A 26,498-nucleotide genomic window follows, 5' to 3' on the forward strand; every position below is an offset into this window, starting at 1 on the left:
CGGCCGCCGTGAGGATCGTGCCGGGTGCGGGGCGGGCGACCGCGCCGCGCGCGGTGCGGGCGGCACGGTCGAGGCCGGCCGCGAGCGCGGCACCGGTGACGGTCCGGTGCTCGGCGAGCGCGAGCGCGATCCCGCGGAGGTACTCGCTGAGGATGACGCCCGAGTTGCCGCGAGCCCCGACGAGCGCGCCGCGGGCGAGGCGCACGAGCAGATCGCCGGCGCCGCCCGCCGCACCCGCCTCCGCGGCTCCCCCCGCGTCACCGCCGGGCAGCGCCCGGACGGCGTCCAGGAGCGTGAGGTACATGTTGGTCCCCGTGTCGGCGTCCGCGACGGGGAAGACGTTCACGCGGTCGAGCGACTCGCGCGCGGCGGCGAGCGCGCGGACGCCGCCGCGGCCCCACGCGACGACGACGGCGGCGTCGACCACGTCGGCTCCGGGGCTCACGTCGGACCGGCTCCTCGCGCTCGGGGGACGACCGGACCGGGCGGCCAGACGGTCGGACGGCACCGCGGGCCGTCGGGACCACGGTAGTCAACCGCGCGTGCCGTCGGGGCGCGGGCCGGGGCGCCGCCGGGCACCCGGGGGTGTGACGAGCGCCCGGTTTGAGCTGAGGCCCTCGGATCGGCTACCCTGACGAGGTTGCCCGGGTGCTTCGCGCGCCCTCGACACCGTCGAGGAGCCGCCGAGGAACACCGGGCGAGACACCCTACAGACCATTCAGGACGTCGCCGCTGTGTGCGCGACGTGCACGACGATCAGGAGAAACCGTGGCTGCCAACTGCGACGTCTGCGGCAAGGGCCCGGGCTTCGGGCACAGCATCTCGCACTCCCACATCCGGACGAAGCGCCGCTGGAACCCGAACATCCAGCGCGTGCGCGCCGTGGTCGCGGGGACGCCCAAGCGTCTCAACGTGTGCACCTCCTGCCTCAAGGCCGGGAAGGTCACCCGTCCCGCCTGAGCATCGCGAGACTTCCTGACGAGAGCGTCTGCCGGATCCCGGCAGACGCTCTCGTCGTCTTGGCGGCTCACCCCCGGCTCCGGGCGCCCCCGAGATGCGGAGATCCTCTGGAGATCAGCACAAACCGGTTTGGCGGATCCGGGCCGCGGTGGCAGTCTTTGTGCATGGTGACGGAACTGAGCGAGGTAACCATCCGCCCGGCCGCTCCCGCGGACGCGAGCGCCATCGCGGCCGTGCACATCGCGTCCTGGAGAGGCGCCTACGCGGGCATCGTGCCCGACGAGTACCTGGCCTCGCTCGATCACGACCAGCGTGAGCAGCACTGGGTCCAGAGCCTCGCCACCCCCGGCGCCCGCACGTGGCTCGCCGACGCCGACGGCCGCACGATCGGCTTCGCCACCCTCGGCCCCAGCCGCGACGAGGACGCCGAGCCGGGCGACCTCGAGATCTTCGCCATCTACCTGGACCCCGAGTCCTGGGGCCGCGGCGTCGCGCGCGACCTCATGCGCACCATGCTCGGCGAGGTGCGCCCCGGCACGACCGTCACGCTCTGGGTCCTCGAGGACGCGGAGCGCGCGCGCCGCTTCTACCGTCGCCACGGCTTCACGCCGGACGGCGTCGAGCGCCGTGACGACATCGGCGGCAAGGACCTCACCGCCGTCCGCTACCGCCGGGGCTGAGCGCCGCGCTCACGCGCGGAAGTGGTCCCACCCGGTCGCGCGGTGCGCGACGCCACCGTCGACCCGCACCCCGGCGCCGTCGCCGTCCGCGGTGCGCACCCTGCCGATCGCCCGGAAGCCGTCGGGCAGGTCGGCGTCGGCGGAGAACGTCGCGAGCAGCGCGTGGTCCTCGCCTCCCGACAGCACCCAGCCCTCGGTGCGGTCGCCGGCGTCGGTCCGGGCGTCGCGGTCCGTCGCCCCGGCACCGTCCTCGCTCGCGCCGTCGAGCGCCGTGGATGCCACGCGCAACCGGTCGCGGTCCGCGCCCAGGGCGGCGAGCTCGAGGTCCACGACGACGCCGCTCGCCCGCGCCATCCGGCCGGCGTCCCGCAGCAGCCCGTCGGACACGTCCATCATCGCGGTCGCGCCGGCGTCGGCGGCCGCGGGACCCGCGGCGAGCGGCGGGTCGGGACGCAGGTGCGCGACGACGAGCGCGTCGTCGAGGTCCGCCCGGTCGGCGTCGAGCAGCGCGAGACCCGCGGCGGACCGGCCCAGGCTCCCTGCGAGCGCGACGACGTCGCCCGGCCGGGCTCCGGAGCGCAGCACGGGGGCGCGGCCCTCGAGGTCCCCGTGGACCGTGACCGCGACGACCACCTGGTCGCCCCCCGACAGGTCCCCGCCGACCACCGCGGCCCCGAGCGGCGTGCACGCGTCGGCGAGCCCCCGCGCCAGGCCCGTGACCCAGTCGACGGGCAGGTCTCCGGGCATGACGAGCGACACGACGAGCGCCGCGGGGCGCGCACCCATGGACACGACGTCGGCGAGGTTCTGCACCGCGGCCCGCCACCCGACGTCGTACCCGGACGACCAGCGCCGGCGGAAGTGCCGGTCCTCGACGAGGACGTCGGTCGACACGACGTAGCGACCGTCGGGCGCCGCGACGACGGCGCAGTCGTCCCCCGGCCCGACGAGCGTGGTCGGCGCGGTGGGCAGCAGGGGGAAGATCCGGGCGAGGAGCGCCTCCTCGGGCACGTCGCGGACCAGCAGGGGCGTCTCGCTCACGCCGCCACCCTAGTCGCCGCCCGGGCGGTCACGGGCACCCTCCGCGGGCCGCTACGGTGGTCGCGTGCTCGACGCCGTCCCTCCCGCCTCACCGTCCACCTCCCCCGGTGCGCGACCGGCACGCCACCCGCGCCCCCTCGTCCGGGCCCTCGCGGTGCCGGCGCTCCTCGGCGTCGTCGCGGCGACCGCCGCGTGCGCGCCGCGCATCGGCGTCCCGGTGGCGGACGACGCCCAGAACCCGCTGTGCGCGGACGTCGTGCTCGCGCTGCCGGAGACCCTGGGCGAGGACCTGGCGAAGGTCGGCACGACGAGCCAGGCCACCGCGGCCTGGGGCGAGCCGGGAGCCGCGGTGACGCTGCGGTGCGGCGTCGAGGTCCCCGGGCCCACGACGACGACGTGCCAGAGCGTCGAGTCCGAGGGCGGCACCGTGGACTGGCTCGTGGTCGAGGACCAGGGCACGTGGACGTTCACGACCTACGGTCGCGACCCCGCCGTCCAGGTCGTCGTGCCGCCGGCCGTGACCGAGGGCCACTCGACGGCGTTCATCGCGGACCTGGGCCGCGCGGTCATGGAGGTCCCGCAGACGCGCGCGTGCGTCGGCGCGGCCGACGCGGGCTGAGCCGGGCGTCAGCGCAGGCCGGTGGGGCGCTCGAGCGCGAGCGCGACGAGCTCGTCGATGAGCTCGGGGTAGCTCAGCCCCGACTTCTCCCACATGCGCGGGTACATCGAGAACGGCGTGAAGCCGGGCATCGTGTTGATCTCGTTGACGACGACCTGCTCGTCGGGCGTGACGAAGACGTCGACGCGCGAGAGGCCCTCGGCGCCGACCGCCTCGAACGTGCGGATCGCGATCTCGCGCACCCGCTCGACGAGGTGCTCCGGCAGGTCGGCCGGGCACGACAGCTGGACCCCGGCCTCGTCGAGGTACTTGGCCTCGAAGTCGTAGAAGTCGTGCGCCTCACCCGTGACGACGATCTCGCCGGGCAGCGACGCGCGCGGACGCGCGCCCCCGCGGCCCCCGAGGACGGCGCACTCGATCTCCCGACCGACGACGCCGGCCTCGACGATCACCTTGGGGTCGTGCTCCTGCGCGGCGGCGATGGCGGCGGGCAGGTCCGCGAGGTCGTCGACCTTGGAGATGCCGAGGCTCGACCCGGCGCGCGCGGGCTTGACGAACACCGGCAGGCCGAGGGCTGCCACGGTCTGCGTCCACGCCTCCGGGTCGCGCTCGAACGCACCCGGGCGGATCACGGTGTACGGGGAGACGGGCAGCCCTTCGCCCGCGAGCACGAGCTTCATGAAGTGCTTGTCCATACCGACGGCGGAGGCCAGGACGCCCGCGCCGACGTAGCGGACGTCGGCGAGCTCGAGCATGCCCTGGAGCGTGCCGTCCTCGCCGTACGGGCCGTGCAGCAGCGGGAAGACGACGTCCACCTCGCCGAGCACGCGCGGGACGTCGCCGGGGGTGAGGACGCGCAGCTCCCGGCGCCCGGTGGACAGCGGCAGGATGACCTCCTCGCCGGTCGGCTCGACCTGCGGCAGGTGGCCTTCCGTGATCTCCCAGCGCGCGGGCTCGTCGGCCGCGAGGACCCACTCCCCCGTCGGCGTGATCCCGACGGGCACGACGTCGTAGCGCGACCGGTCGATCGCGCGCAGGACGCCCGCGGCGGTCGCGGCGGAGATGGCGTGCTCGCCCGAGCGGCCCCCGAACAGCACGAGGACACGGGGCTTGCGGGGCGCGCCGGTGGGGTGCTCGTCGGTGGACGGCACGGACCGGTCGGGGCTCTGGCTGGACATCGCGGACGACCCTACCGGACGCCTGCTCGCGCGCCCGACGCGCCCTCGGGAACGATCCGAGGACGTCCTGCGTTGGGAGTGCCGTGGAAGACACGACTCTCGAGGCCCCCGCGGCCGACGACCCCGACCATAGTCCCGGCCGCACCGGCCCCGGCAGCGAGCGGACGCGTGAACGCGTCCCCGACGACCGGAGGGCGGTGCGGGCACGATGACGACCTTCCTCTCCCTCCTGCTCGGGCTCCTCGTGGTTCTCGCGATCACGGCGGCGACGGCCTACTTCGTCGCCCAGGAGTTCGCCTACATGACCGTCGACCGCTCCCGCCTGGGGGCCAAGGCGGAGGCCGGCGACGAGTCGGCCCGGCGTGCGCTCGCCGTCACCCGGCGCACCTCCTTCGTCCTGTCCGGGGCGCAGCTCGGCATCACCGTGACGGGCCTGCTCGTCGGGTACGTGGCCGAACCCTTGATCGGTGAGTCGCTGGGCACGATGCTCGGCGGCGTCGGCGTCCCGGCGGGCGTCGGCGTGGCGGTGGGCACCGTCCTCGCCCTCGTGCTCTCGACGATCATCCAGATGCTCTTCGGCGAGCTGTTCCCCAAGAACCTCGCCATCGCGCGGCCCGAGCCGCTCGCGAAGGGCCTGGCGCGCTCCACGACCGCGTACCTGACGGTGTTCGGCTGGCTCATCGCGGTGTTCGACAAGGCGTCCAACGCCCTGCTGCGCCTGCTGAAGATCGAGCCCGTGCACGACGTCGACAACACCGCGACCGCGCGCGACCTCGAGCACATCGTGGCCGACTCGCGCGAGAGCGGGGACCTTCCGGACGAGCTGTCCGTGCTGCTCGACCGCATCCTCGACTTCCCCCAGCAGGACGTCGAGCACGCGATGATCCCCCGCTCGCGCGTCGGGACGGTGCGGCCCGAGGCGACCGTCGCCGAGGTGCGCGAGCTCATGGCCCGCGCGCACACGCGCTACCCGGTGGTCGACGAGACGGACCAGCCGCTCGGCGTCGTCCAGCTCGCCGACGTCCTCGCGACCGGTCTGCCCGACGACGCTCCCGTCACCGACCTCATGCGCCCGGCCGTCGTGCTGCCGACGACCATGACGCTGCCCGACGCGCTGGGGCAGCTCAACTCCACGCGCAACCAGCTCGCGTGCGTCATCGACGAGTACGGCGGCTTCACCGGCGTGCTCACGGTCGAGGACCTCGCGGAAGAGCTCGTGGGCGAGATCACCGACGAGCACGACCCGGAGCAGCCCGTCACGGTCACGGCCGAGGACGACGGCGTGTGGGTCATGGGCGGCGACGTCCACGTCGACGAGGCGGAACGCGCCCTCGGCCACGACCTGCCGCGCGGCGACCACGAGACGGTCTCCGGGCTCCTCATCGCCCAGCACGGCGCCCTGCCGCGCGCGGGCGACCAGATCGAGGTCCCGCTCCCGGACGACCCGGCCGACCTCGTCCACGACGAGCCCGTGCACCGCACGCTCGTCGTCGACGTCCTGTCGGTCGAGCGGCACGTGCCGCGCCTCGTGCGCGTCCGGCTCGTCGAGCAGCGGGGCGACGCCCCCGCCGCCGACGACGCGCACACCACCACGCACGAGGCTGCCCGCCCGGCGGACGCAGCGGAGGAGACCCGATGAGCAACCCCTGGGTCGTCGTCGTGGCGACCGTCGCGATCATCGCGCTCAGCGCGTTCTTCGTCGCCGTGGAGTTCGCACTCCTCGGCGCCAAGCGGCACCGGCTCGAGGACGCCGCGCCCACGAGCCGAGCGGCGCGCGCCGCGCTGCGCAGCTCGAACGAGCTCACCCTGCTCATGGCGGGTGCGCAGCTCGGCATCACGGCGTGCACGCTCGCGCTCGGCGCCATCACCAAGCCGGCCGTGCACCACTGGCTCACGCCCGTCTTCGAGACGTGGGGCGCGCCCCTGTGGGCCGCCGACGTCGCGGGCTTCGTGCTCGCGCTCATCGTCGTGACGTTCCTGCACCTCGTCATCGGCGAGATGGCGCCGAAGTCGTGGGCGATCGCCCACCCCGAGCGCTCGGCCACCCTGCTGGCGCTCCCGATGCGCGGGTTCATGTGGGCGTTCCGCCCGCTGCTGCGCTGGCTCAACGCGCTCGCGAACCGCTGCGTGCGGGCCGTGGGCGTCGAGCCCGTCGAGAACGTCGAGGGCGGCGGGCAGGACGCCGCGACCCTGCGGCACCTCGTCGAGCACTCGGCGAACGTCGGCGCGCTCGAGGCGTCGTACCGCGCGCAGATCTCGGGCGTCATCGAGCTCGAGACCCTCACGGTCGACGCGCTCGTACCCGCCGAGGGCCACCCGACGTCGGTCCCCGCGACGGCCACGGCCGCGGACGTGCGTGCCGCGTCCGCGCGGTCGGGTCACCTGCGCATCCTCGTCCAGAACGGGAGCGTCGTCCCCAAGGTCGTGCACGTGCGCGACACGCTCCTGGAGCCGGACGACCGCCCCGCCGGGGAGCTCGCGCGCCCCGGGTTCGTGCTCGCGTCGGGGACGACCGTGCACGCCGCGCTCGCGCGCATGCGCGAGTCGAGCGAGCAGCTCGCGATCGTCATGGACGGTGAACGGTTCGTCGGCGTCGTGACGCTCGCCGACGTGCTGCGCCGTATCCTGCCGTCCCCGGAGGAGCCGACGCCGGCACTCGTCGGCTGACCCGTCCGGCGTACGGTGGAGGGGCCTCGGCGACGCGCGTCGCCGGGGCCTCTCGCCGTCCACCCCGACCGAAGGCAGGCCATGACCACGCCCGTCGCTCCGCCGTTCGCTCCGCCGTTCCCTCGGCCCCGCACCCTCCTCACCGACGACCTGCTCGACGCCGTCCGCGTCCGCGCTGCGGGCTACGACCGGGACAACGCGTTCTTCGACGAGGACCTCGCCGCCCTGACCGAGGCGGGGTACCTGCGCGCGCTCGTGCCCACGGCGTTCGGCGGCGCCGGGCTCGGCCTGCGCGAGGTCGCGCACGAACAGGCGCGGCTCGCGGGAGCGGCGCCCGCGACGGCCCTCGCGGTGAACATGCACCACGTGTGGACCGGCGTCGCGCGCTACCTGCACGAGCGCGGTGACGCGTCCCTCGACTGGCTGCTCGAGGAGGCCGGTCGCGGCGAGGTGTTCGGCTTCGGGTACTCCGAGGGCGGCAACGACCTGGTCCTGCTCGGGTCCCGCACCGAGGCGCGACCGGACGGCACGGGCGGCTACACGTTCCACGGCCGCAAGATCTTCACGTCGAACTCGCCCGCATGGACGCGCCTGGGCGTCCTCGGGCTCGACACGGTGTCCGACGACGGCCCGCGACTCGTGCACGCCTTCGTCCCCCGGGGCGCCGGGGTCGAGGTGCTCGACGACTGGGACACGATGGGCATGCGCGCCTCGCAGTCCCGCTCCACGGTGCTCGACGGCGCGCACGCGCCCGCCGACCGCGTCGTCCGGCGGCTCGCGCCCGGGCCCACCCTCGACCCGCTCGTCGTCGGGATCTTCACGACGTTCGAGACCCTCCTCGCGTCCGTCTACACCGGGATCGCGGAGCGCGCGCTCGAGCTCGGCGTCGCTGCGGCGCGCCGCCGCACGTCGATGAAGAACGGCGGAGCGTCCCTCGCGCAGGACCCGGACATCCGCTGGCGCCTCGCGGACGCCGCGCTCGCGCTCGACGCAATCTGGCCGCAGATCGACACCGTCGCGGGCGAGCTCGACGCGCTCGTCGACCGCGGCGCCGGCTGGTTCCGCGCGACCGCCGGGCTCAAGGTGCGCGCGACGGAGACGGCGAAGACGGTCGTCGACCAGATGGTGCGCGTCGCCGGCGGGTCGAGCTACTTCGCGGGCAACGAGCTCGGCCGCCTCTACCGCGACGTCCTCGCCGGGATCTTCCACCCGTCGGACGACGAGTCCGCGCACTCCACGGTCGCGCAGTCCCTCCTGGGCCCGCTGGACTGACGGACCGCCGAGCGCCGAGATCGCCCGGTCGCACGATCACGGGGCGGTCGCCCAGGGCACCGGTCGTGCCGCCGGGCGTACGCTGCCGCCATGAACGACCCGCACGTCCCTGCCGCCCTCTCCCCCGCGACCGTCGTCGTCGCCGCGGGGCGCCCCGAGCGGACGCAGGGCGCGCCCGTGAACCCGCCGATCGTGCTGTCCTCCACGTACGTGTCCCAGGGCGTACAGCAGCCTGGTGAGCTCCTGTACACGCGCATGGACACCGAGACGTGGCACCCGTTCGAGGAGGCGCTCGCCGCGCTCGAGGGCGGCGAGCACCCCGGCGTGGCCTTCGGGTCGGGGATGGCGGCGATCGCGGCGGTCTTCTCCCTCGTGCCGGCCGGCGGCAAGGTCGTCCTCCCCCGGCACGCGTACCAGGTGACGCTCGGCTTCGCCGACGACCTCGCCGCGCACGCGGGAGTCGAGGTCGTCCGGGTCGACGTCGCGGACACCGACCAGGTCGTCGCCGCGCTCGACGGCGCCTCGCTCCTGCTCGTCGAGTCCCCGACGAACCCCATGCTCGAGGTCGCCGACCTGCCCGTCCTGCTCGCGGGCGCTCGCGAGCGCGGCGTCCTCACCGCCGTCGACAACACGTTCGCGACCCCGCTCGGGCAGCAGCCGCTCGCCCACGGCGCGGACGTGGTCGTCCACTCGGTGACCAAGTACCTCGCCGGGCACTCCGACGTCGTCCTCGGCGCGGCCGTCGCGCGCACGGCGGAGCTCACCGCGACGCTGCGCGCCTACCGGACGCTCCACGGCTCGATCCCCGGCCCGTTCGAGGTGTGGCTCGCGCTGCGCGGGCTGCGCACGCTCGCGCTGCGCGTGGAGCGCTCGCAGGCGAACGCGGCCGAGCTCGCCCGGCGCCTCGCCGACCACCCCGACGTGGTCGAGGTGCGCCACCCGAGCCTGCCGACGGACCCCGGGCACGAGCGCGCGTCGCGACTCATGACCGGGTACGGCTCGATCCTCGGTGTCCGGCCCCGTGGCGGGGCCGCGGGCGCGGACGCCGTCGTGGGTGCCGTGCGCCTGTGGGTGCCCGCCACGAGCCTCGGCGGCGTGGAGTCGAGCCTGGAACGTCGGCGTCGGTTCGCGACCGAGTCGCTGACGGTCCCCGAGGACCTGCTGCGGCTCTCCGTGGGCATCGAGGACGTCGAGGACCTCTGGCGGGACCTCGACCGGGCGCTGCGGGCGCCCGCCGGCTGATCGCGCCCCGCGTGCGCTACCGCGCCTCGGCGTCCGGGCGCCCGCGTCGCGCCGGGTCCACCAGGTCTGCGCCGATCCCCTGCAGCATCGCCCGAGCCTAGCGTCGACCACCTGGAGCGGCGCCCCGTCCAGCGACTAGCGCACCACCTGCGAGACACCAGCGAGTCCCGTCGAGACACTGCTGTGACCCGACCGGGACCGGACCGTGCTCTGCCCGCCGCGCGAACGTGACCAGCGGTTTCTACGATCGGTCCATGAAGGCACGAGGAACGACGCGGACGAACCGTGGCGACAGGGGGCGACGCGGGGCCGTGACGTCACCGCGGTCCGCGACGGCCGTCGTCGGGCTGCTGGCGCTCTCGCTCGCCGCGTGCACGCCCGGCGGCACGGACGACTCCCCGTCGCCGTCGGCCACCACGACGAGCGGCTCGCCCAGCCCCACGGACTCACCGACCGACGCCCCGGACGAGAGTCCGACGGACGACTCCACGGCACCGGCCGACGACGCGACCGAGGCACCGCTCCCGTTCCCCGCGAACACCGACCCGGACACGCAGGACCCGTCCGCGGACGCGGCCCTGACCGTGACGGACGTCCGGGTCGGGCACCACGACGGATACGACCGGGTCGTCTTCGAGCTCGGCGGCACCGGCACGCCCGGGTGGCGGGTCGAGTACGTCGACCAGCCGGTCGACGACGGCAAGGGTGACGTCGTCACCGTCGACGGCGACGCCTACCTCCAGGTCATGATCTCCGGCTCGGGGTACCCGATGGACACGGGCGTGGACGAGTACGCAGGACCCAACCCGGTGCGCGCGGGGGACGACAGCGAGGTCGAGGAGGTCCTGCTGCGCGGAGTCTTCGAGGGCTACACGCAGGCGTTCGTCGGGGTCGACGACGAGCAGCGCCCGTTCCGGGTGTTCTCGCTCGAGGACCCGACACGCGTGGTGGTCGACGTCCGCGACGACGACTGACGGCGCGGGACCCCGACTCTCGACAGGCGCCGACGCCTCAGCGCTCCGCCGAGATCCCCTCGGCCTTCTGGGGACGTGCGAGCAGGCCGCGCGCCATCTCGTCGACCGGCATGCCCTCGTGCAGCACCGCGACGACGCCGGCCGTGATCGGCATCTCGACCCCCACCTTCTGCGCGAGCTCGAGCACCGACCGGCACGACTTGACGCCCTCGGCCGTGCCGCCGGTGGCGGCGATCGCGTCGTCGAGGCTCAGCCCCTGGCCGACGTGCTTGCCGAGCGTGTGGTTGCGCGAGAGCGGCGACGAGCACGTCGCGACCAGGTCGCCCATTCCCGCGAGGCCGGGGAACGTCTCGGCGTCCGCCCCGAGCGCGAGGCCCAGTCGCGTGATCTCGACGAGCCCGCGCGTGATGACGGTGGCCGTCGTGTTGTAGCCGAACCCGCGGCCCTGGGCGATCCCCACGGCGAGCGCGATGACGTTCTTCACCGCCCCGCACAGCTCGACCCCGACGACGTCGCGGTTGGTGTAGGGGCGGAAGTACGACGACGAGCAGGCCCGCGCGACGTACCGCGCCACGTCCTCGTCGACGCACGACACGACGGTCGCCGTCGGCTGGCGGTGCGCGATCTCGCGCGCCAGGTTCGGCCCGGACACCACGGCGACGCGCTCGGGCGGCAGCCCGAGGGACTCCGCGACGACCTCGCTCATGCGTCGGTCGGTGCTCAGCTCGACGCCCTTCATGAGCGAGACCGCGACGGCCTCCGGCTCCAGGAACGGGCGCAGCTCGGCGAGCGTCGTGCGCGCGACCTGCGAGGGGATCGCGACGACCACCAGGCCCGCCCCGGCGAGCGCGTCGCGCGCGTCGGTCGTGGCCCGGATGCCCGCGGGCAGCTCGATGCCCGGCAGCCGCTTCTCGTTCCGCCGGGAGAAGTTCACCTGCGCAGCGACCTCGGGGTCGCGACCCCACAGGCGGACCTCGCAGCCGGCGTCGGCGAGCACGGCGGCGAACGTCGTGCCCCAGCTCCCCGACCCGAGGACCGCGGCGACGACGCGCTCCGCGGCGGGGACGTCGTCGGCTCCGAGCGGCGCGGGGCTGATCTCGACGGTCTGGTCCCCGCTCACCGGCGGCGCTCCGAGCCCGGGTGCTGACGCAGGTCGAAGCGCTCAGCAGGCGCCTTCGCGCCGCGGATCTCCTCGAGCTGGCGCGTGATCGCCGCCATGATGCGCTCGGTCGCCTCGCGCAGCGTCGCGGTGTCCTGCGGACGGTCGTAGAGGTCGGACAGGTCGACGGGCGGGCCCGCGTGCACGGCCACCCGCTTGGGTGGGATCGGCTTGAACACCTTGCCGTACGGCGCGAGGAGCTGCTCGGCGCCCCACTGCGCGATGGGCACCACGGGGGCGCGGCTCGCCAGGGCGAGCCGCGCGACGCCGGTCTTGCCGACCATGGGCCAACCGTCGGGGTCGCGCGTCAAGGTCCCCTCGGGGAAGAACACGACGCACTCCCCCTCGTCGAGGCGCGCGGTGGAGTCGACCAGCGACTGCGCGGCGCCCGACGTGCCCCGGTGGACCGGGATCATGCCCGTGCGGCGCAGGAGGCCGCCCAGGACCGGCACCGTGAACAGGGACGCCTTGGCCGTGATCTTGGGCGCGCGCCCCTGGTCGTAGAGGAAGTGCGCGAGCGTCACGGGGTCGACCTCCGTGACGTGGTTCGCCGCGGCGATGAAGCCGGTGGGCGGCAGGTTCTCCGCGCCGCGCCAGTCACGGCGGGTGATCGCGAAGAGGATCGGGCGCAGGAAGAACGCGAGGATCTTGTACGCGCGCGGGGTCTCGGGCAGGCTCGGCACGGTCACCGAGCCTACCGGGCGCGACCCCGCACTCAGATCCAGCCGTGCCGCCGGGCGACGTGCGCCGCCTCGTGGCGGTTCGCCGCCCCGAGCTTCGCCGCCGCCGACGACAGGTAGTTGCGCACGGTTCCGGGGGCCAGGTGGGCGCGCGTCGCGATCTCCTCGACGGGCGCGCCGTCGGCCGCGAGCTCGAGCACGTCCGCCTCGCGCGCGGTGAGCGGGCTCGCGCCCGCGGCGATCGCCTCGGCCGCGAGCTCCGGGTCGACGTACCGGCCGCCGGCGCGCACCTGGCGCACGACGTCGCCGAGGACGCGCGACGAGACCGTCTTGGGGAGGAACCCGCGCGCGCCTGCCTCCAGCGCGCGCTTGAGGTAGCCCGGCCGGCCGTGGCTCGTGACGATCACCACACCGCACGACGGCAGGTCGCGCGCGAGGCGCTGCGCGACCTCGACCCCGTCGAGCCCGGGCATCTGGAGGTCGAGGACCGCGACGTCGGGCTCGAGCTTGAGGGCGGCGGCGACGGCCTCGGGGCCCGAGGCAGCCTGTGCCACGACCTCCAGGTCGTCCTCGAGGGCCAGGAGCGACGCGACGGCGTCGCGGATGAGGTTCTCGTCGTCGGCGAGCAGGATGCGGATCACGCGCGCGTGGTCCTTTCGGGGGCAGGGGCGGGGAGGTCGCGGTCGGGCTGCCGCGACGGCGCGCCGCGTGCCGCACCGTCGTCGGGCACGCTCGCCACGAGTCCGTACCGACCGCCGTCGGACCACGTCTGCAGGCTCCCGCCGGCACCCTCCAACCGCTCCCGGAGACCGACCAGCCCGGAGCCGCGCCCGTCCCCCGTCCCCGCGGGGGCACCGTCGTTGACGATCTCGACGACGCTCGACGCCCGGTCCCGGTGCACCGTGATCGTGCACGTGCGTGCGGTCGAGTGCCGCACCACGTTGGTGACGCCCTCACGCACCGCCCAGGCGAGAGCCTCCTGCGCTGCGGTGCCGACCGGCGTCTCCTCGCCGTGGACGGTCGTCTCGATGCCCGCCGAGCGCAGGACCGAGCGCGCGCCCACGAGCTCGGCGCCGAGGTCGGCGGTGCGGTAGCCGGCGACGACGGCGCGCACCTCGCGCAGCGCGTCCTGCGCGATGCGGCGCACCTCGAGCATCTGCTCCTCCGCGCCGGGGCGACCGCGGGCGGCCAGCTCCGCGGCGAGCTCGCTCTTCACGGCGACCACGGACAGGGTGCGCCCGAAGACGTCGTGCAGGTCGCGCGAGAACCGCAGCCGCTCCTCCGCGACGGCCAGCCGCGCGTGCAGCACGCGTGTGCGCTCCTGCTCCCACACGATGCCGAGCATCCACACGGACACGCGGTACGACCCGAAGATCGCGACGAGCATCACCGCGCTCGACAGGCCGAGCCCGACCGCCATGCCCACGGTGGTCGAGGAGATCGGTCCGGTCCCCACCCACACGGAGCACCCGGTGATCGCCCCGAACAGGACGGCGAGCAGCGCGAGGCGCCGGAACGTCAGGAGCGGCACGACGGCGAGCGTGCCGAAGCCGAGGCCCACCAGGAGCGCGTAGTACCGGGCGCTCCCGGCGACGTCCTCCGCCGAGCCGACGGGGAAGGTCCAGAACCCGACCAGCGCGACCGCGAGGGAGACGGCCCCGTGGAGGGCGAGCAGCCACGGGCGCACGACCGGGCCCCCGAGGAAGTGCACCACCCCCGCCCGGAGCAGGACGAGGCACGTGACGGTGTGCGCGAGCACGAGCAGCAACCACGCGTTGACGGCCCCCGGCCGGAACGTCGGGTCGGAACCGACGAGCACGAGCGCGAGGAACGGCTCGAACAGCGAGAGCAGGTACAGCGACCAGCGCGTGTAGGCGTCGAACCGCTCGGGGGCGGTCCGACGGCTCCACACGTCGAGGAACGTGCGCGGTCGGGTGATCACGTCGACCAGCGTCCCACGCACGCGCGCCGCACCGCCGTGACAGGCGTCATGACTGCGGCGACGGCGCTCCCGGGATCAGCCGCGGCGGACGTCGGCGCCGAGCGCGACCAGCTTCTCCTGGAAGTTCTCGTAGCCGCGGTCGATGAGGCTGATCCCGCGCACGGTCGAGGTGCCCTTCGCCGCGAGCGCCGCGATGAGGTGGGAGAAGCCGCCGCGCAGGTCGGGGACCTCGATGTCGGCCGCGGCCAGCGGCGTCGGGCCGGAGATCACCGCGGAGTGGTGGAAGTTGCGCTGGCCGAACCGGCAGTCGCGGCCGCCCAGGCACTCCTTGTAGACCTGGATGGTGGCGCCCATGCCGCGCAGCGCGTCCGTGAAGCCGAACCGGTTCTCGTAGACCGTCTCGTGCACGATCGACAGGCCCTTGGCCTGGGTGAGCGCGACGACGAGCGGCTGCTGCCAGTCCGTCATGAAGCCGGGGTGCACGTCGGTCTCGAGGACGATCGGGGACAGGTCGCCGCCCGGGTGCCAGAACCGGATCCCGTCGTCCTGCACGTCGAACCGGCCGCCGACCTTGCGGAACGTGTTGAGGAACGTCATCATCTCGGGCTGCGTCGCGCCCTTGACCGTGATGTCGCCACCCGTGGCGAGCGCTGCGGACGCCCAGGAGGCCGCCTCGATGCGGTCGCCGAGCGCCGTGTGGGTGTACCCGTCGAGGCGGTCCACACCCTCGATGCGGATCACGCGGTCGGTGTCGACCGAGATGATCGCGCCCATCTTCTGGAGCACCGCGATGAGGTCCATGATCTCGGGCTCGATCGCGGCGTTCGCCAGCTCCGTGATGCCCTCGGCGCGCACGGCCGTGAGCAGGAGCTGCTCCGTGGCACCGACCGACGGGTACGGCAGCGCGATCTTGGTGCCCTGGAGACGGCGCGGGGCGCGGATGTGGATCCCGTTCTCCCGCTTGTCCACGACGGCGCCGAACTGGCGCAGGATGTCCAGGTGGTAGTTGATCGGCCGGTCGCCGATCCGGCACCCGCCCAGGTCCGGGATGAACGCCTCGCCCAGGCGGTGCAGCAGCGGGCCGCAGAACAGGATGGGGATGCGGCTCGAGCCCGCGTGCGCGTCGATGTCCGCGACGTGCGCCGACTCGACGTTCGAGGGGTCCAGGTCGAGGATCCCCGCGTCCGGGTCGGACTTCACCGCCACGCCGTGCAGCTCCAGCAGCCCCGTCACGACGCCGACGTCGCGGATCTGCGGCACGTTGCGCAGCACGCTCGGCGACTCCCCCAGCAACGACGCCACCATCGCCTTGGACACGAAGTTCTTCGCGCCCCGCACGGTGATCGTCCCGTCCAGCGGGGTCCCGCCGTCGACGTACAGCACATCCTTCATGAGCTCTGGTCGCCCTCTCGCCAAGCCGATGGTCCGTGGTGCCCCTGCGGGGCCCGGTCCCGCGCGTCGTAGCCGCGGACGGCTCGTCCGCGGGCGCGGGGCCCGAGTGCGCCAACATGCGGCACCCGGAGATTATTCACCCACTGCGGGCATGCTCACCGCCATCCGGGCGGCGGCGGCCGTCCCCGACACGTTACTCCCCGGTACGCCTGCCCGTGCCGGTGGCTCGTGGGCCGAGACACGGGCAGGCGTCCGGCGCCGTCAGACGCCGGTCGTGTCGAACCCCGCGACGTACCGGTCGATCTCGGCGAGGTAGGCGGCCCGCTGGGCCTCGCCCAGCCACGACGCCTCGAACGAGTTGCGTGCGAGCTGCACGACCTCCTCGATGCTGAGCCCCGCCGCGTCCGCGAGCGCCACGTAGTTGTCGGCCACGTAGCCGCCGAAGTACGCCGGGTCGTCGGAGTTCACGGTGACCCGCACGCCCGAGCGCAGCAGCCCGGCGATCTCGGTCGCCTTCATGTCGTCCGTGACGAACGAGTTGGAGATCGGGCAGCACGTGAGCCCGAGCCCGCGCTCGCGCACGACGTCGACGAGCGCCGGGTCCTCGACGACGTTCGTGCCGTGGTCCACGCGGTCCACGCCGATCTCGTCGAGCACGGTGCGGATGTTGTCGATGCTGCCGACCTGGTCGATGTCGCAGTGCATCGTCAGGCGGTAGCCGAGCTCCCGGGCGCGCGCGAACACGTCGGCGAACTTCTGCGGCGGGTTGTCGCGCTCGTCCGAGTCGAGCCCGACGCCCAGGATCTTGTCCCGGAACGGCACCGACGCCTCGAGCGTCTCCGCCGCGCTCTCGGCCGACAGGTCGCGCAGGAAGCACAGGATGAGGTGGGCATCGATCCCGTGCTTGGCCGGTGCCTCGGCCGCGGCGCGGTGGTAGCCCGTCACGACCGCCTCGAACGGGACGCCGCGCGACGTGTGCGCCTGCGGGTCGAAGAACATCTCGACGTGCTTCACCCCGTCGGCGGCCGCGCGCGCGAGGTAGGCGTCGGCGAGCTCGTAGAAGTCGTCCGCGGTCTGCAGCACCTCCATCGCCGGGTAGTACACGGCGAGGAAGCTCGTGAGCGAGTCGAACGCGTACGTCGCGCGCACCTCCTCGACCGTCGACTGGCCGATGTCGATCCCGTTCCGCTGCGCGAGGCGCAGCTTGAGGTCGGGCTCGAGCGTGCCCTCCAGGTGCAGGTGCAGCTCCGCCTTGGGCAGGCCGGTGACGAACTCGCGGGTGGGCGTCGTGGGCGCGGGCATGAGTCTCCTTCTCGGGTCGGTGTCCCCCGCCCCTATCCTCTCCCGACCCGAGGGCGGTCCGAATCGATTAGGCGGCTTCCGGGACCGCGCGGCGCGAGGCAGGGTCGCCGTGTTCGACATCCGAGAGCAAAGGAGCTGGAGAGATGCGACGCATCGCAGCCTGGGCCGCCGCCGTGGTCCTCGGCGCAGCAGGCCTCGTGGCGGCGTCCCCACCCGCACCCGCCGCGGCGCACGGGGCGGAGGTCTTCCCCGGGAGCCGGCAGTACCTGTGCTGGGTCGACGGCCAGACGGGCAACGGCCAGGTGGACCCGCAGAACCCGGCGTGCGCGAACGCCTATGCGGTCAGCGGCACCTCGGCCTTCTACAACTGGTTCGGGAACCTGGACTCGAACGGCGCGGGACAGACCGCCGGGTACATCCCCGACGGCCAGATCTGCGACGGCGGTGGCCGCGGCCCGTACGACTTCAGCGGGTTCAACGCCGTCCGGGACGACTGGCCGCGGACGCACCTGACCGCCGGGGAGACCTACCAGTTCCAGCACAACAACTGGGCAGAGCACCCCGGACGCTTCGACGTGTACGTCACCGAGGAGGGCTGGGACCCGTCGAGCCCGCTCGCGTGGGACGACCTCGAGCTGATCGACTCGGTGACCGACCCGCCCGACACCGGCGGTCCGGGCGCCCTGAACTACTACTACTGGGACGTCACGCTCCCCGCCGACCGCAGCGGCGACCACATGATCTTCACCCACTGGGTCCGCTCGGACAGCAACGAGAACTTCTACTCGTGCTCCGACGTCGCGTTCGACGGCGGCGACGGCGAGGTCACGGGCATCGGCGACGACGGCGGCGAGCCGACCGAGCCCGCGTGCCCGGACGAGGCGCCGGGCGCCCCGGGATCCGTCATGGCGATGTCCGTCACCGCCACGAGCGCGCACGTCATGTGGGGCGCGGCCGAGTCCGGGTGCGTCACCGGGTACGACGTGCTCGACCCCGCGACCGGCCAGGTGATCGCGAGCACCGACGGGTCGCCCATGGTCGACCTGACGGAGCTGGAGCCCGGCACCGCGTACACGGTGGACGTCCGGTCGCGCAACGACCACTCCGGCGCCGTCTCTGCCACACGCTCCGTCACGTTCACCACCCTGGAGGACGGGACGCCGGAGCCCCTCGGCGACTGCGATGCCGACTACTCCGCCTCCTCGTGGGGCGGCAGCAGCACCGGGTTCACCGCGTCGGTCACCGTGACCAACACGTCGGCCGCCCCGGTGAACGGCTGGTCCGTGACGTTCGCCTACCCCGGCGGACAGACCGTCGACGAGCCCGGCTGGAGCGCCGTGGTGAGCCAGGAGGGAAGCACCGTCACGGCGGCGCACCCCGCGTGGCAGTCGAGCATCGCGCCGGGGCAGTCGGTCACGTTCGGCTTCAACGGCGCGGCCACGACCGCGGGCACCCACCCGGCCCCGGTGGGGTTCGCGCTCAACGGCGTGGCCTGCGGCTGACCCGCTCCACGACGGCGGGCAGGCGGCTCACGTGCCGCCTGCCCGCCGTCGTGCGCGGTGAGCCGTCGAGACCCGCAGCGTCCTAGAGCAGCCGACCCCCGGTCACGCCGATGCGGTCGCCGGTGATGTAGCTGGACTCCTGCGACGCGAAGAACACGTACGCCGGTGCGAGCTCGGCGGGCTGCCCGGCCCGGCCCAGCGGCGTGTCGGCGCCGAACTGCTCGACCTTCTCCTCGGGCATCGTGGCGGGGATCAGCGGAGTCCAGATCGGCCCCGGCGCCACCGCGTTGACGCGGATGCCCTCCGGCGCGAGCTGCTGCGCCAGCCCCTTCGTGAAGTTGAGGATCGCCGCCTTGGTGGTCGCGTAGTCGAGCAGCTGCGGGCTGGGCTCGAACGCCTGCACGGACGTGGTGTTGACGATCGCCCCGCCACGGGGCAGATGGTCGAGCGCCGCCTTCGTGATCCAGAACAGCGCGTAGACGTTGGTCTTCAGGACGCGGTCGAGCTGGTCGGTCGTGATCCCGCGCAGCCCCTCGTCCTGCGACATCTGGTACGCGGCGTTGTTCACGAGGACGTCGAGGCCGCCCAGGCCCGCGACGGCGTCGGCGACGAGCTGCCGACAGAACTCCTCGTCGCGGATGTCGCCCGGGAGCAGGACGGCCGTGCGGCCCGCGTCCTCCACCCACCGGGCCGTCGTCCGGGCGTCCTCCTCCTCGTCCGGGAGGTACGAGATCGCGACGTCCGCGCCCTCGCGGGCGAACGCGATCGCGACCGCGCGCCCGATGCCGGAGTCGCCCCCGGTGATCAGCGCGCGCTTGCCCTCGAGCCGGCCCGATCCTCGGTACGTGAACTCCCCGTGATCGGGCTCCTGGGACATGTCGCCCGTGAGCCCCGGCGGCTCCAGCTGGTCCGCGGGCTGCTCGGGCTGCGGCTGCTGCGTGGTCGGGTCCTGGGGCGTGGTCTGGTCGGACATGTACGGCTCCCCTGTCGACGATCGGCGGAACGTCCAGCGTGGGGGCATCTCCGCCCGCTCGCAGCGCGCCGCTGAGCACCACCGCGCGCCGCGGCCCCGTGCCGTCCTGTCAGGGCTCGGACGACGCAGAGGGCCCGGACCTGCGGTGCGCAGGTCCGGGCCCTCCGTGAAGCACGCGGTGGTGCTCGTCGATCAGAAGTTGATCATGTGCCCCGCGAGGCCGTGGATCGACTCCTGGACGGCCTCGGACAGCGTCGGGTGGGTGTGCACGTTGCGCGCGACGTCGTAGACCGTGAGGTCCCACTTCTGCGCGAGCGTGAGCTCGGGCAGCAGCTCGGACGCGTCGGGGCCGATGAGGTGGCCGCCGAGGAGCTCGCCGTAGGTCTCGTCGGAGATGAGCTTGACGAAGCCGGTCGGGTCGCCGAGGCCGTGGGCCTTGCCGTTCGCCATGAACGGGAAGGTCGCGACCTTGACCTGGTAGCCCTCGTCGCGGGCCTGCTGCTCGGTGAGGCCGAAGCTCGCGACCTGCGGCTGGCAGAACGTCGCGCGGGGCATCATGCGGTAGTCGCCGAGCGTGAGCGTCTCGGCGCCGCCGATGGTCTCGGCGGCGACGACGCCCTGCGCCTCCGCGACGTGCGCGAGCATGAGCTTCGCGGTGACGTCGCCGATGGCGTAGATGTGCTCGACGTTGGTGCGCATGACGTCGTCGATCGCGATGGCGCCGCGCTCGGTGAGCTGGACGCCGGTGTTCTCGAGGCCGAAGCCCTCGACGTTGGGCGCGAAGCCGACCGCCATGAGCACCTTGTCGACGACGAGCTCGCCCGGCTTGTCGTCCTTGACGCCCTTGTAGCTGACGGTGACGCCCTCGGTGCCGTTGTCCTTGACCGTCTGGACGGCGGTCGAGGTGAGCAGGTTGATGCCGAGCTTCTTGTACTGCTTGGCGATCTCCTTCGAGACGTCGGCGTCCTCGTTGGGCAGCGCCCGGTCGAGGAACTCGATGATCGTGACGTCCACGCCGTAGTTCTTGAGGACGTAGCCGAACTCCATGCCGATCGCGCCGGCACCGACGATGGCGATGGAGCGGGGCAGGTCGCGCGTGAGGATCTGCTTCTCGTACGTGACGACGTTCTCGGACAGCTCGACGCCCGGGAGCAGGCGCACCTTCGAGCCGGTCGCGATGATGACGTTGTCGAACGTCACCTGGTCGGTCGAGCCGTCGGCGAGCTTCACGTCGAGCGTGTGCGCGTCGCGGAACGTGCCGCGGCCGTCGTACTCGGTGATCTTGTTCTTCTTCATGAGGAAGTGCACGCCCTTGACGCGCCCCTCCGCGACGGTGCGCGAGCGGTCGAACGCCGCGCCGAAGTCGAAGCTGACCTCTCCGGAGATGCCGAAGGTCTTCGCGTCGTGCTGGAAGATGTGCGCGAGCTCGGCGTTGCGCAGGAGCGCCTTGGACGGGATGCAGCCCACGTTGAGGCACACCCCACCCCAGTACTTCTCCTCCACGACCGCGACCGACAGGCCCAGCTGGGCTGCACGGATCGCGGCCACGTAACCACCGGGACCTGCACCGAGGACGACGACGTCGTAGTGGGATGCCATGGCGACCAGCCTACTGGCGCGGGATCGGGCCTGGGGTGCGTGCGCGCGCGACGTCCGCCACACCCGACGGTTGACCCTGCGCCGCCGGGCGGGTCACGATGTCCGGGATGCGACACCTGCGGCTCCTCCTTCGCCGGCCGCGCTGAGCCCGCCGGGCGGGCACGCTCAGCGCGGCGGTGCCTGCGCGTCCCGCGTCCAGGTGTCGCTGGGCGCGCACGTGGGCGTCTTCATGCACCCGAGGGTGGGTGGCTGAGGCGGCTCGACCCCCGATACCTCGGCTTCTGGTCGCGTCAGCTCGGCGGCGGCGCACGGGTGGCGGGCGCCCCACCGACCACGTCACAACACCCCAACTTTGTTCGGGTATCGAGGGTGAGGGCGGTCAGAGTCGGAGAGCATGAGGCTGGCGCCCTCCTTCCCGGAGGGCGCCAGCTCGTCGGACTCACCGAATGCGGCCTCTAGATTGGCGGTCGGAGGAAGTCTGCGGCGAGCTCGGCCGGTGTCGCGCCGGTGAAGCCGGTACCGTCCAGCGGCCTCGTGAACTCCTCGGCTCGCGCGCCGTTGGTGATGCCCACGTGGAGCGTGTCCTCGTTCCAACGGATCCGTTCGTAGGCCAATGGCTCTTCGAAGTCGCGGAGCATCTCTTCCCACGTACCCAGGTCGATCAGGTAGTTGGCCCATCCGAGCCGGCGCGACCAGGGTGTGAAGCCCCCTACCTGCGCCATGGGGTTGATCGGGTTCAGCCCCGAGATGTTCGGTGCGAGCGCGGTCCAGACCGCGTCCAGACTCTGTCCAAGGAGCAGATCCACACTCGTTCCGCCAACGGTCTGTACTCGCAGCCCACCGGCGACCAGTTCTAGCGAGCGCGTGACCGGGACAAGCCCCGGTTGACTTGCCTCGACCTGCCCGACCGCGACGATCAGCCCTCCGATGTCGCTCACGACCCTCCCAGGTTTCTCAGATGACGGCGTTGACCCACGACGGGCACACGGTCGTGCCCTCGCAATAGGACGTGATAACACCCTTCGGCTCCGCCAGCGGCACCTGGATCTTGTACTCCACCACTGTCTTCATCCGCACTGATGCCGTGACCCGGCACGTCACGATCGTCGAGCACGAACGCTTCTGCATCGTGGCGTAGTACACGCGGGCGGTGCCCTGGGCGATCGACTTGTTCCCGTCGGGGAACTGGGTCGAGACCCGGGTCGGAGACGTCGAGGTCAGTCCGTGCTTCGTGCGCAGCTTCGTCACCACGTCGGAACGAATGACCACGGTGCGCGCAGCGTGGTCCTTCCACCGGTACGACACCGCCGCGACCGCTGCCCTTGGCTGAATCTGCGGGTCAGCCTCCTCACCGGCAAAGGCCTCCTCGATGACCTCTGGCACCTCATTCGCAGGCATCCCAGCCGGCGTGACGACCTCGATCTCATCCCCAGTCGTCACAGGGGCATCCTCAGCCCACGCGCCCGGGGCCACGGCCCCGATCGCCAGGAGCGCACCCACCGCGCTCGCCAGGCCCCGCACACGTCTCGAGACACCACTCATCGGTTGCTCCTCGGCTCACGAGTTCGATCCCCCTGTGGGCGAACTCGCCCCGAGATTGGCAGTCCCATCACCCTAGTGGCCTGCGCAAACACAAGTCTGTGAGCCAGAACAGCCCCGACCCCACCTGGACGTGAAGAAGGGCTGCAGGACCTGGCGCTCGCGATGACCGGCGTGGCCCGGGCGACCGCGGGCCGCGAGGTCGTGCGCGTCGTCGTGCGCGCGCCGCACGTGGTGAACGTCGTGACCCGCGCCCCGGCGTCCTGACCCACCGACGCGAGCGGGGGGTGAAGTCGCTACGATGCTGCCGCCGCGTCCACTCGACCAGCGGGCCCGTGCGCGGCGACGCGGGCCGGCGCACGGAGCACCTCCCCATGGCCTTCGGACTCGCTGCCCTCCTGGACGACATCGCGGCGTTCGCCAAGCTCGCCGCCGCGTCGATCGACGACGTCGGTGCCGCCGCCGGGCGCGCGAGCGCCAAGGCGACGGGCGTCGTCATCGACGACACCGCCGTCACGCCTCGCTACGTCGAGGGTCTGGCCGCCAAGCGCGAGCTGCCCGTCGTCAAGCGGATCGCGACCGGGTCGCTGCGCAACAAGCTGCTGTTCATCCTCCCGGCGATCCTGCTGCTGAGCCAGTTCCTGCCCCAGCTGCTCACGCCGCTGCTCATGCTCGGCGGGACGTACCTCGCGTTCGAGGGCGCCGAGAAGGTGTGGGAGCTCGTCTCGGGCAAGCACCACGCCGAGGTCGAGACGAAGGCCGAGAAGAAGGCCGTCGACGAGGACTCGGTGGTCTCGAGCGCGGTGCGGACCGACTTCATCCTCAGCGCGGAGATCATGGTCATCGCGCTCAACGAGGTCGCCTCCGAGGGCTTCTGGTCGCGCCTCGTCATCCTCGTGATCGTCGCGGTGCTCATCACGGTGCTCGTGTACGGGGTCGTGGCGCTCATCGTGAAGATGGACGACATCGGCCTGCACCTCGCGAAGCGCGACACGCCGTGGGTCCAGTCGTTCGGGCGCGGCCTCGTCGGCGCGATGCCCAAGGTCATGGCCGTCATCTCGTTCGTCGGGATCATCGCGATGCTGTGGGTCGGCGGGCACATCCTGCTCCAGGGCGCGTACGACCTCGGCTGGCACGGCCCGTACGACGTCGTGCACCACCTCGAGCACGCGGTCACCGGCGTCGCGGGCGTCGGCGGGTTCCTCGGCTGGCTCGTCAACACGGCGTGCTCGGCCGTCGTCGGCATCCTCGTGGGTGGCGTCGTCGTCCTCGTCGCGCACTTCATCCCCCGCCGCAAGCACGCCGAGCCGGCCACCACCGAGGCGACGACCGACCCCGAGCCCACGGGCATCGACCCGGAGCCCACCGACCGCTGATCCCACAGCGGGCCGGGCGGCCTGCTTGGATGGAGCATGGACTCCGGCACCTGGGCCAACATCGGCCTCGTCCTGCTCTTCATCCTCGTCGGCGGCGTGTTCGCCGGCACCGAGATCGCGCTCGTGTCCCTGCGCGAGAGCCAGGTCGCGCGGCTCGAGAAGCAGTCCGCGCGTGGCGCGCGGGTGGCCGCCGTCGCGCGCGACCCCAACCGGTTCCTCGCGGCCGTCCAGATCGGCGTGACGGTCGCGGGGTTCTTCTCCGCGGCCTACGGCGCCTCGACGCTCGCCCCCGACCTCGCGCCCGCGCTCGAGGACCTCGGGCTGTCGGCGACGCTCGCGGACACGGTCGCGCTCGTCGGGCTGACGCTCGTCATCGCCTACCTCTCCCTGGTGCTCGGCGAGCTCGTGCCCAAGCGCATCGCGCTCCAGCGGTCGGCCGGGGTCGCGCTCGTCGTCGCGCCGCCGCTCGACCGGTTCGCGACGCTCATGCGGCCGGTCATCTGGCTGCTCTCACGCTCGACGGACGGCGTCGTGCGGCTGCTCGGGGGCGACCCGTCCGCGCGCAGCGAGGAGATGAGCGAGGAGGAGCTGCGCGAGATCGTGCTCGCGCACGAGTCCCTGCCCGAGGACGAGCGCCGCATCCTCGACGACGTGTTCCAGGCGGGCGACCGGTCGCTCGCCGAGGCCATGACCCCGCGCGGCGAGGTCGCGTTCCTGAGCGCCGACACGACCCTCTCCGAGGCCGCCGCGACCGTCGCCGCGGGCCCGTACTCGCGCTACCCCGTGACCGGCGACGACTTCGACGACGTCGTCGGGTTCCTCCACGTGCGCGACCTCCTCGGGAGCGACTGCCCCGACCACCCGGCGACCGACCCGGCGACGGGGCGCGCCCTGGCGGTGCGCGACGTCGTCCGCCCGATCCTCGCCCTGCCCGCGACGAACACCGTGCTTCCCGCGATGTCGCAGATGCGCCGCGAGGGCGTGCACATCGCCGTCGTGGTCGACGAGTACGGCGGGACCGACGGGATCGTCACGCTCGAGGACCTCGTCGAGGAGCTCGTGGGCGACATCCGCGACGAGTACGACCCGGCCGAGCCCTCGCCGGCGCGCGAGCACGGCACCGCGACGAGCGTCGACGCCGGCCAGACGATCGAGGAGTTCGCGCGGCGCACCGGCGTCGAGCTGCCCGACGGACCGTACGAGACGGTCGCCGGGTACGTCGTCGCGCAGCTCGGCCGGCTCGCGGCGGTGGGCGACCACGTCGACGTCGACGACCGCCGCCTCACCGTGACCGACGTCGCCCGCCGCCGCATCGTCCGCCTCGACGTCACTCCCCTCCCCTGACTGCTGAGTGCATAAAAGAGTCGCCTGCGAAGGACCAGAGCGCGACTCTTTCATGCACTCAACGGTGTGGGTGGCGGGGCGTAACGTCTGGCGGATGAGCGCAGCGACGGCGGAGACAGGGTCGGGGATCAAGGTCGGGGTGGTCGGGAGCTTCGGCTCCGCGGCTCAGGTGCTGGACATGGCGGTCGGGGCGGAGGAGTCCGGCTGGGACGGGTTCTTCTCGTGGGACGGGCTGAGCCTGCTGTCGATGCCGGTCGACACGTTCGACCCGTGGGCGGTGCTCGCCGCGGCGGCGGTCCGGACGGAGCGCATCGCGCTCGGGGCCATGGTCTTCGCTCTCCCTCGCCGCCGGCCGTGGGAAGTCGTGCGGCAGGCGCTGACCGTCGACCACCTGTCCGGCGGGCGCCTCGTCCTGCCCGTCGGCGTGGGCGTGCTCGACGACGGCGGCTTCTCGGCCGTCCCGGGCCAGCTCCAGTCCTTACGGGAGCGTGCGGAGCTGCTCGACGACGCGATCGCCTACCTCGACCTGGCCTGGTCCGGGGAGAAGTTCACCTTCGACGGCGCGCACGTGCACGCGGGCGAGATGCTGTTCCTCCCGCGGCCCGTGGAGCGCCCGGCGTTCGGGCACCACGTGCCGGTGTGGCCGGTGGGCGTCTGGGACGCCGAGCGCCCGCCGCTGCGCTCCCTCGACCGCGCGCTGCGGGCCGACGGGATCGTGCTCCAGCTCCGCGGCGAGCGCGGCTTCGACGTGCCCACGCCCGACGACGTCTCCGCCCTGGTCGCGTGGCTCACCGCGCGCCGCGCGGAGCTGGGCCTCGACACGGGCCGCCCGTTCGACGTCGTCGTCCAGGGCGAGCTCCCGGCCGAGCGGACCGCGGCGGCGGACCAGCTCGCCGGCCTCGCCGACGCCGGAGCGACCTGGTGGGTCGAGTCCCGGTGGAACCCGGACACCGCGACCCCGGAGTCGCTCCTCGCCGCGATCCACGCGGGCCCGCCCCGCCCCTGAGACGGCGAGAGGCGGGCGCGCGGAACCGACGTGTCGGTTCCGCGCGCCCGC

Annotated in this window: 25 protein-coding genes; 12 read left to right on the forward strand and 13 right to left on the reverse strand. The window is 73.2% G+C overall.

All coding sequences use genetic code 11. The features are described 5' to 3' along the window. Positions 1 to 445, reverse strand: a 445-nt coding sequence (locus CCE02nite_RS19855; RefSeq protein WP_141391311.1) for a DAK2 domain-containing protein, incomplete at its 3' end; no start/stop codon positions are given. 323 nt (positions 446 to 768) lie between these two features. Here CCE02nite_RS19855 and rpmB point away from each other — a divergent pair. Further along, positions 769 to 960: a 50S ribosomal protein L28 gene (gene rpmB / locus CCE02nite_RS19860; RefSeq protein WP_024840757.1), complete on the forward strand. Its 192-nt coding sequence runs from the start codon at positions 769 to 771 to the stop codon at positions 958 to 960. 164 nt (positions 961 to 1,124) lie between these two features. Then, the gene (locus CCE02nite_RS19865) at positions 1,125 to 1,640 is read left to right on the forward strand and encodes a GNAT family N-acetyltransferase (RefSeq protein WP_053371462.1); all 516 of its coding nucleotides are present in this window, start codon (positions 1,125 to 1,127) and stop codon (positions 1,638 to 1,640) included. 9 nt (positions 1,641 to 1,649) lie between these two features. Here the strand turns inward: CCE02nite_RS19865 and CCE02nite_RS19870 are convergent, their stop codons facing one another. Further along, positions 1,650 to 2,681, reverse strand: coding sequence for a thiamine-phosphate kinase (locus CCE02nite_RS19870; RefSeq protein WP_141391312.1), 1,032 nt, complete (start codon positions 2,679 to 2,681; stop codon positions 1,650 to 1,652). A gap of 64 nt (positions 2,682 to 2,745) precedes the next feature. On the opposite strand from CCE02nite_RS19870, the gene CCE02nite_RS19875 reads away from it, so the two are divergent. Then, on the forward strand, positions 2,746 to 3,300 hold the full coding sequence (locus CCE02nite_RS19875) for a DUF3515 family protein (protein ID WP_255318999.1): 555 nt from the start codon (positions 2,746 to 2,748) through the stop codon (positions 3,298 to 3,300). An 8-nt stretch (positions 3,301 to 3,308) separates the two neighbouring features. Here CCE02nite_RS19875 and CCE02nite_RS19880 read toward each other — a convergent pair whose 3' ends face one another. Then, positions 3,309 to 4,478: a D-alanine--D-alanine ligase family protein gene (locus CCE02nite_RS19880; protein WP_141391313.1), complete on the reverse strand. Its 1,170-nt coding sequence runs from the start codon at positions 4,476 to 4,478 to the stop codon at positions 3,309 to 3,311. Positions 4,479 to 4,686: 208 nt separating this feature from the next. Here CCE02nite_RS19880 and CCE02nite_RS19885 point away from each other — a divergent pair, with 208 nt between their 5' ends. From CCE02nite_RS19885 to CCE02nite_RS19905, 5 genes are all read left to right on the forward strand, one after another. Further along, positions 4,687 to 6,117, forward strand: a complete 1,431-nt coding sequence (locus CCE02nite_RS19885; RefSeq protein ID WP_141391314.1) for a hemolysin family protein — start codon at positions 4,687 to 4,689, stop codon at positions 6,115 to 6,117. Then, positions 6,114 to 7,145 (forward strand): hemolysin family protein, encoded by a 1,032-nt coding sequence (locus CCE02nite_RS19890; RefSeq protein ID WP_141391315.1) that lies wholly within the window; start codon positions 6,114 to 6,116, stop codon positions 7,143 to 7,145. The genes CCE02nite_RS19885 and CCE02nite_RS19890 overlap by 4 nt, the downstream gene beginning before the upstream one ends. Positions 7,146 to 7,226: 81 nt before the next feature. After that, entirely contained in the window at positions 7,227 to 8,417 is a 1,191-nt protein-coding gene (locus CCE02nite_RS19895) for an acyl-CoA dehydrogenase family protein (protein ID WP_141391316.1), read from the forward strand. A gap of 90 nt (positions 8,418 to 8,507) precedes the next feature. Continuing rightward, complete coding sequence (locus CCE02nite_RS19900; RefSeq protein ID WP_141391317.1) at positions 8,508 to 9,659, forward strand: trans-sulfuration enzyme family protein; 1,152 nt, start codon at positions 8,508 to 8,510, stop codon at positions 9,657 to 9,659. Positions 9,660 to 9,913: 254 nt separating this feature from the next. Continuing rightward, the gene (locus tag CCE02nite_RS19905; protein WP_218027173.1) at positions 9,914 to 10,633 is read left to right on the forward strand and encodes an AMIN-like domain-containing (lipo)protein; all 720 of its coding nucleotides are present in this window, start codon (positions 9,914 to 9,916) and stop codon (positions 10,631 to 10,633) included. Positions 10,634 to 10,670: 37 nt separating this feature from the next. Here the strand turns inward: CCE02nite_RS19905 and CCE02nite_RS19910 are convergent, their stop codons facing one another. The 6 genes from CCE02nite_RS19910 to CCE02nite_RS19935 all read right to left on the reverse strand — a co-directional run bounded on the left by CCE02nite_RS19910 (position 10,671) and on the right by CCE02nite_RS19935 (position 17,108). After that, positions 10,671 to 11,729 (reverse strand): NAD(P)H-dependent glycerol-3-phosphate dehydrogenase, encoded by a 1,059-nt coding sequence (locus tag CCE02nite_RS19910; RefSeq protein ID WP_141391332.1) that lies wholly within the window; start codon positions 11,727 to 11,729, stop codon positions 10,671 to 10,673. Positions 11,730 to 11,749: 20 nt separating this feature from the next. After that, a complete protein-coding gene (locus CCE02nite_RS19915) occupies positions 11,750 to 12,475 on the reverse strand; it encodes a lysophospholipid acyltransferase family protein (RefSeq protein WP_141391318.1) in 726 nt (241 codons plus the stop codon). A gap of 32 nt (positions 12,476 to 12,507) precedes the next feature. Further along, positions 12,508 to 13,113 (reverse strand): response regulator transcription factor, encoded by a 606-nt coding sequence (locus CCE02nite_RS19920; protein WP_141391319.1) that lies wholly within the window; start codon positions 13,111 to 13,113, stop codon positions 12,508 to 12,510. Further along, positions 13,110 to 14,414, reverse strand: coding sequence for a sensor histidine kinase (locus tag CCE02nite_RS19925; protein ID WP_141391320.1), 1,305 nt, complete (start codon positions 14,412 to 14,414; stop codon positions 13,110 to 13,112). Before CCE02nite_RS19925 ends, CCE02nite_RS19920 begins: the two co-directional genes overlap by 4 nt. Before the next feature lie 75 nt (positions 14,415 to 14,489). Then, positions 14,490 to 15,806 (reverse strand): UDP-N-acetylglucosamine 1-carboxyvinyltransferase, encoded by a 1,317-nt coding sequence (gene murA / locus CCE02nite_RS19930; protein WP_141391321.1) that lies wholly within the window; start codon positions 15,804 to 15,806, stop codon positions 14,490 to 14,492. A 261-nt stretch (positions 15,807 to 16,067) separates the two neighbouring features. After that, positions 16,068 to 17,108, reverse strand: a complete 1,041-nt coding sequence (locus tag CCE02nite_RS19935; RefSeq protein ID WP_141391322.1) for an adenosine deaminase — start codon at positions 17,106 to 17,108, stop codon at positions 16,068 to 16,070. 143 nt (positions 17,109 to 17,251) lie between these two features. Here CCE02nite_RS19935 and CCE02nite_RS19940 point away from each other — a divergent pair, with 143 nt between their 5' ends. Further along, positions 17,252 to 18,610, forward strand: coding sequence for a lytic polysaccharide monooxygenase (locus tag CCE02nite_RS19940; RefSeq protein WP_141391323.1), 1,359 nt, complete (start codon positions 17,252 to 17,254; stop codon positions 18,608 to 18,610). Between the two features lie 82 nt (positions 18,611 to 18,692). Here CCE02nite_RS19940 and CCE02nite_RS19945 read toward each other — a convergent pair whose 3' ends face one another. The 4 genes from CCE02nite_RS19945 to CCE02nite_RS19960 all read right to left on the reverse strand — a co-directional run bounded on the left by CCE02nite_RS19945 (position 18,693) and on the right by CCE02nite_RS19960 (position 22,622). Continuing rightward, entirely contained in the window at positions 18,693 to 19,583 is an 891-nt protein-coding gene (locus CCE02nite_RS19945; RefSeq protein WP_141391324.1) for an SDR family oxidoreductase, read from the reverse strand. 192 nt (positions 19,584 to 19,775) lie between these two features. Continuing rightward, positions 19,776 to 21,182, reverse strand: coding sequence for a dihydrolipoyl dehydrogenase (gene lpdA / locus CCE02nite_RS19950; protein WP_141391325.1), 1,407 nt, complete (start codon positions 21,180 to 21,182; stop codon positions 19,776 to 19,778). Between the two features lie 455 nt (positions 21,183 to 21,637). Continuing rightward, positions 21,638 to 22,120 (reverse strand): hypothetical protein, encoded by a 483-nt coding sequence (locus CCE02nite_RS19955; RefSeq protein ID WP_141391326.1) that lies wholly within the window; start codon positions 22,118 to 22,120, stop codon positions 21,638 to 21,640. Between the two features lie 16 nt (positions 22,121 to 22,136). Continuing rightward, complete coding sequence (locus tag CCE02nite_RS19960) at positions 22,137 to 22,622, reverse strand: hypothetical protein (RefSeq protein WP_141391327.1); 486 nt, start codon at positions 22,620 to 22,622, stop codon at positions 22,137 to 22,139. Positions 22,623 to 23,095: 473 nt separating this feature from the next. Between CCE02nite_RS19960 and CCE02nite_RS19965 the strand changes: the two genes are divergently transcribed. From CCE02nite_RS19965 to CCE02nite_RS19975, 3 genes are all read left to right on the forward strand, one after another. Next, entirely contained in the window at positions 23,096 to 24,097 is a 1,002-nt protein-coding gene (locus CCE02nite_RS19965; protein ID WP_141391328.1) for a DUF808 domain-containing protein, read from the forward strand. Between the two features lie 36 nt (positions 24,098 to 24,133). Continuing rightward, positions 24,134 to 25,441, forward strand: a complete 1,308-nt coding sequence (locus CCE02nite_RS19970; RefSeq protein ID WP_141391329.1) for a hemolysin family protein — start codon at positions 24,134 to 24,136, stop codon at positions 25,439 to 25,441. A gap of 94 nt (positions 25,442 to 25,535) precedes the next feature. Beyond that, on the forward strand, positions 25,536 to 26,447 hold the full coding sequence (locus CCE02nite_RS19975; protein WP_255319000.1) for an LLM class flavin-dependent oxidoreductase: 912 nt from the start codon (positions 25,536 to 25,538) through the stop codon (positions 26,445 to 26,447). The last annotated feature ends 51 nt before the right edge of the window (positions 26,448 to 26,498 follow it).

It is taken from the genome of Cellulosimicrobium cellulans, assembly GCF_006539945.1.
Classification (GTDB): domain Bacteria; phylum Actinomycetota; class Actinomycetes; order Actinomycetales; family Cellulomonadaceae; genus Cellulosimicrobium; species Cellulosimicrobium cellulans.

Coding starts and splice junctions, on each gene's coding strand:
- CCE02nite_RS19865 (WP_053371462.1), top strand. CDS start 1,125: ATGGTGACGGAACTGAGCGAGGTAACCATCCGCCCGGCCGCTCCCGCG.
- CCE02nite_RS19880 (WP_141391313.1), bottom strand. CDS start 4,478: ATGTCCAGCCAGAGCCCCGACCGGTCCGTGCCGTCCACCGACGAGCAC.
- CCE02nite_RS19885 (WP_141391314.1), top strand. CDS start 4,687: ATGACGACCTTCCTCTCCCTCCTGCTCGGGCTCCTCGTGGTTCTCGCG.
- CCE02nite_RS19890 (WP_141391315.1), top strand. CDS start 6,114: ATGAGCAACCCCTGGGTCGTCGTCGTGGCGACCGTCGCGATCATCGCG.
- CCE02nite_RS19895 (WP_141391316.1), top strand. CDS start 7,227: ATGACCACGCCCGTCGCTCCGCCGTTCGCTCCGCCGTTCCCTCGGCCC.
- CCE02nite_RS19900 (WP_141391317.1), top strand. CDS start 8,508: ATGAACGACCCGCACGTCCCTGCCGCCCTCTCCCCCGCGACCGTCGTC.
- CCE02nite_RS19905 (WP_218027173.1), top strand. CDS start 9,914: ATGAAGGCACGAGGAACGACGCGGACGAACCGTGGCGACAGGGGGCGA.
- murA (WP_141391321.1), bottom strand. CDS start 15,806: ATGAAGGATGTGCTGTACGTCGACGGCGGGACCCCGCTGGACGGGACG.
- CCE02nite_RS19935 (WP_141391322.1), bottom strand. CDS start 17,108: ATGCCCGCGCCCACGACGCCCACCCGCGAGTTCGTCACCGGCCTGCCC.
- CCE02nite_RS19940 (WP_141391323.1), top strand. CDS start 17,252: ATGCGACGCATCGCAGCCTGGGCCGCCGCCGTGGTCCTCGGCGCAGCA.
- CCE02nite_RS19945 (WP_141391324.1), bottom strand. CDS start 19,583: ATGTCCGACCAGACCACGCCCCAGGACCCGACCACGCAGCAGCCGCAG.
- lpdA (WP_141391325.1), bottom strand. CDS start 21,182: ATGGCATCCCACTACGACGTCGTCGTCCTCGGTGCAGGTCCCGGTGGT.
- CCE02nite_RS19965 (WP_141391328.1), top strand. CDS start 23,096: ATGGCCTTCGGACTCGCTGCCCTCCTGGACGACATCGCGGCGTTCGCC.
- CCE02nite_RS19970 (WP_141391329.1), top strand. CDS start 24,134: ATGGACTCCGGCACCTGGGCCAACATCGGCCTCGTCCTGCTCTTCATC.
- CCE02nite_RS19975 (WP_255319000.1), top strand. CDS start 25,536: ATGAGCGCAGCGACGGCGGAGACAGGGTCGGGGATCAAGGTCGGGGTG.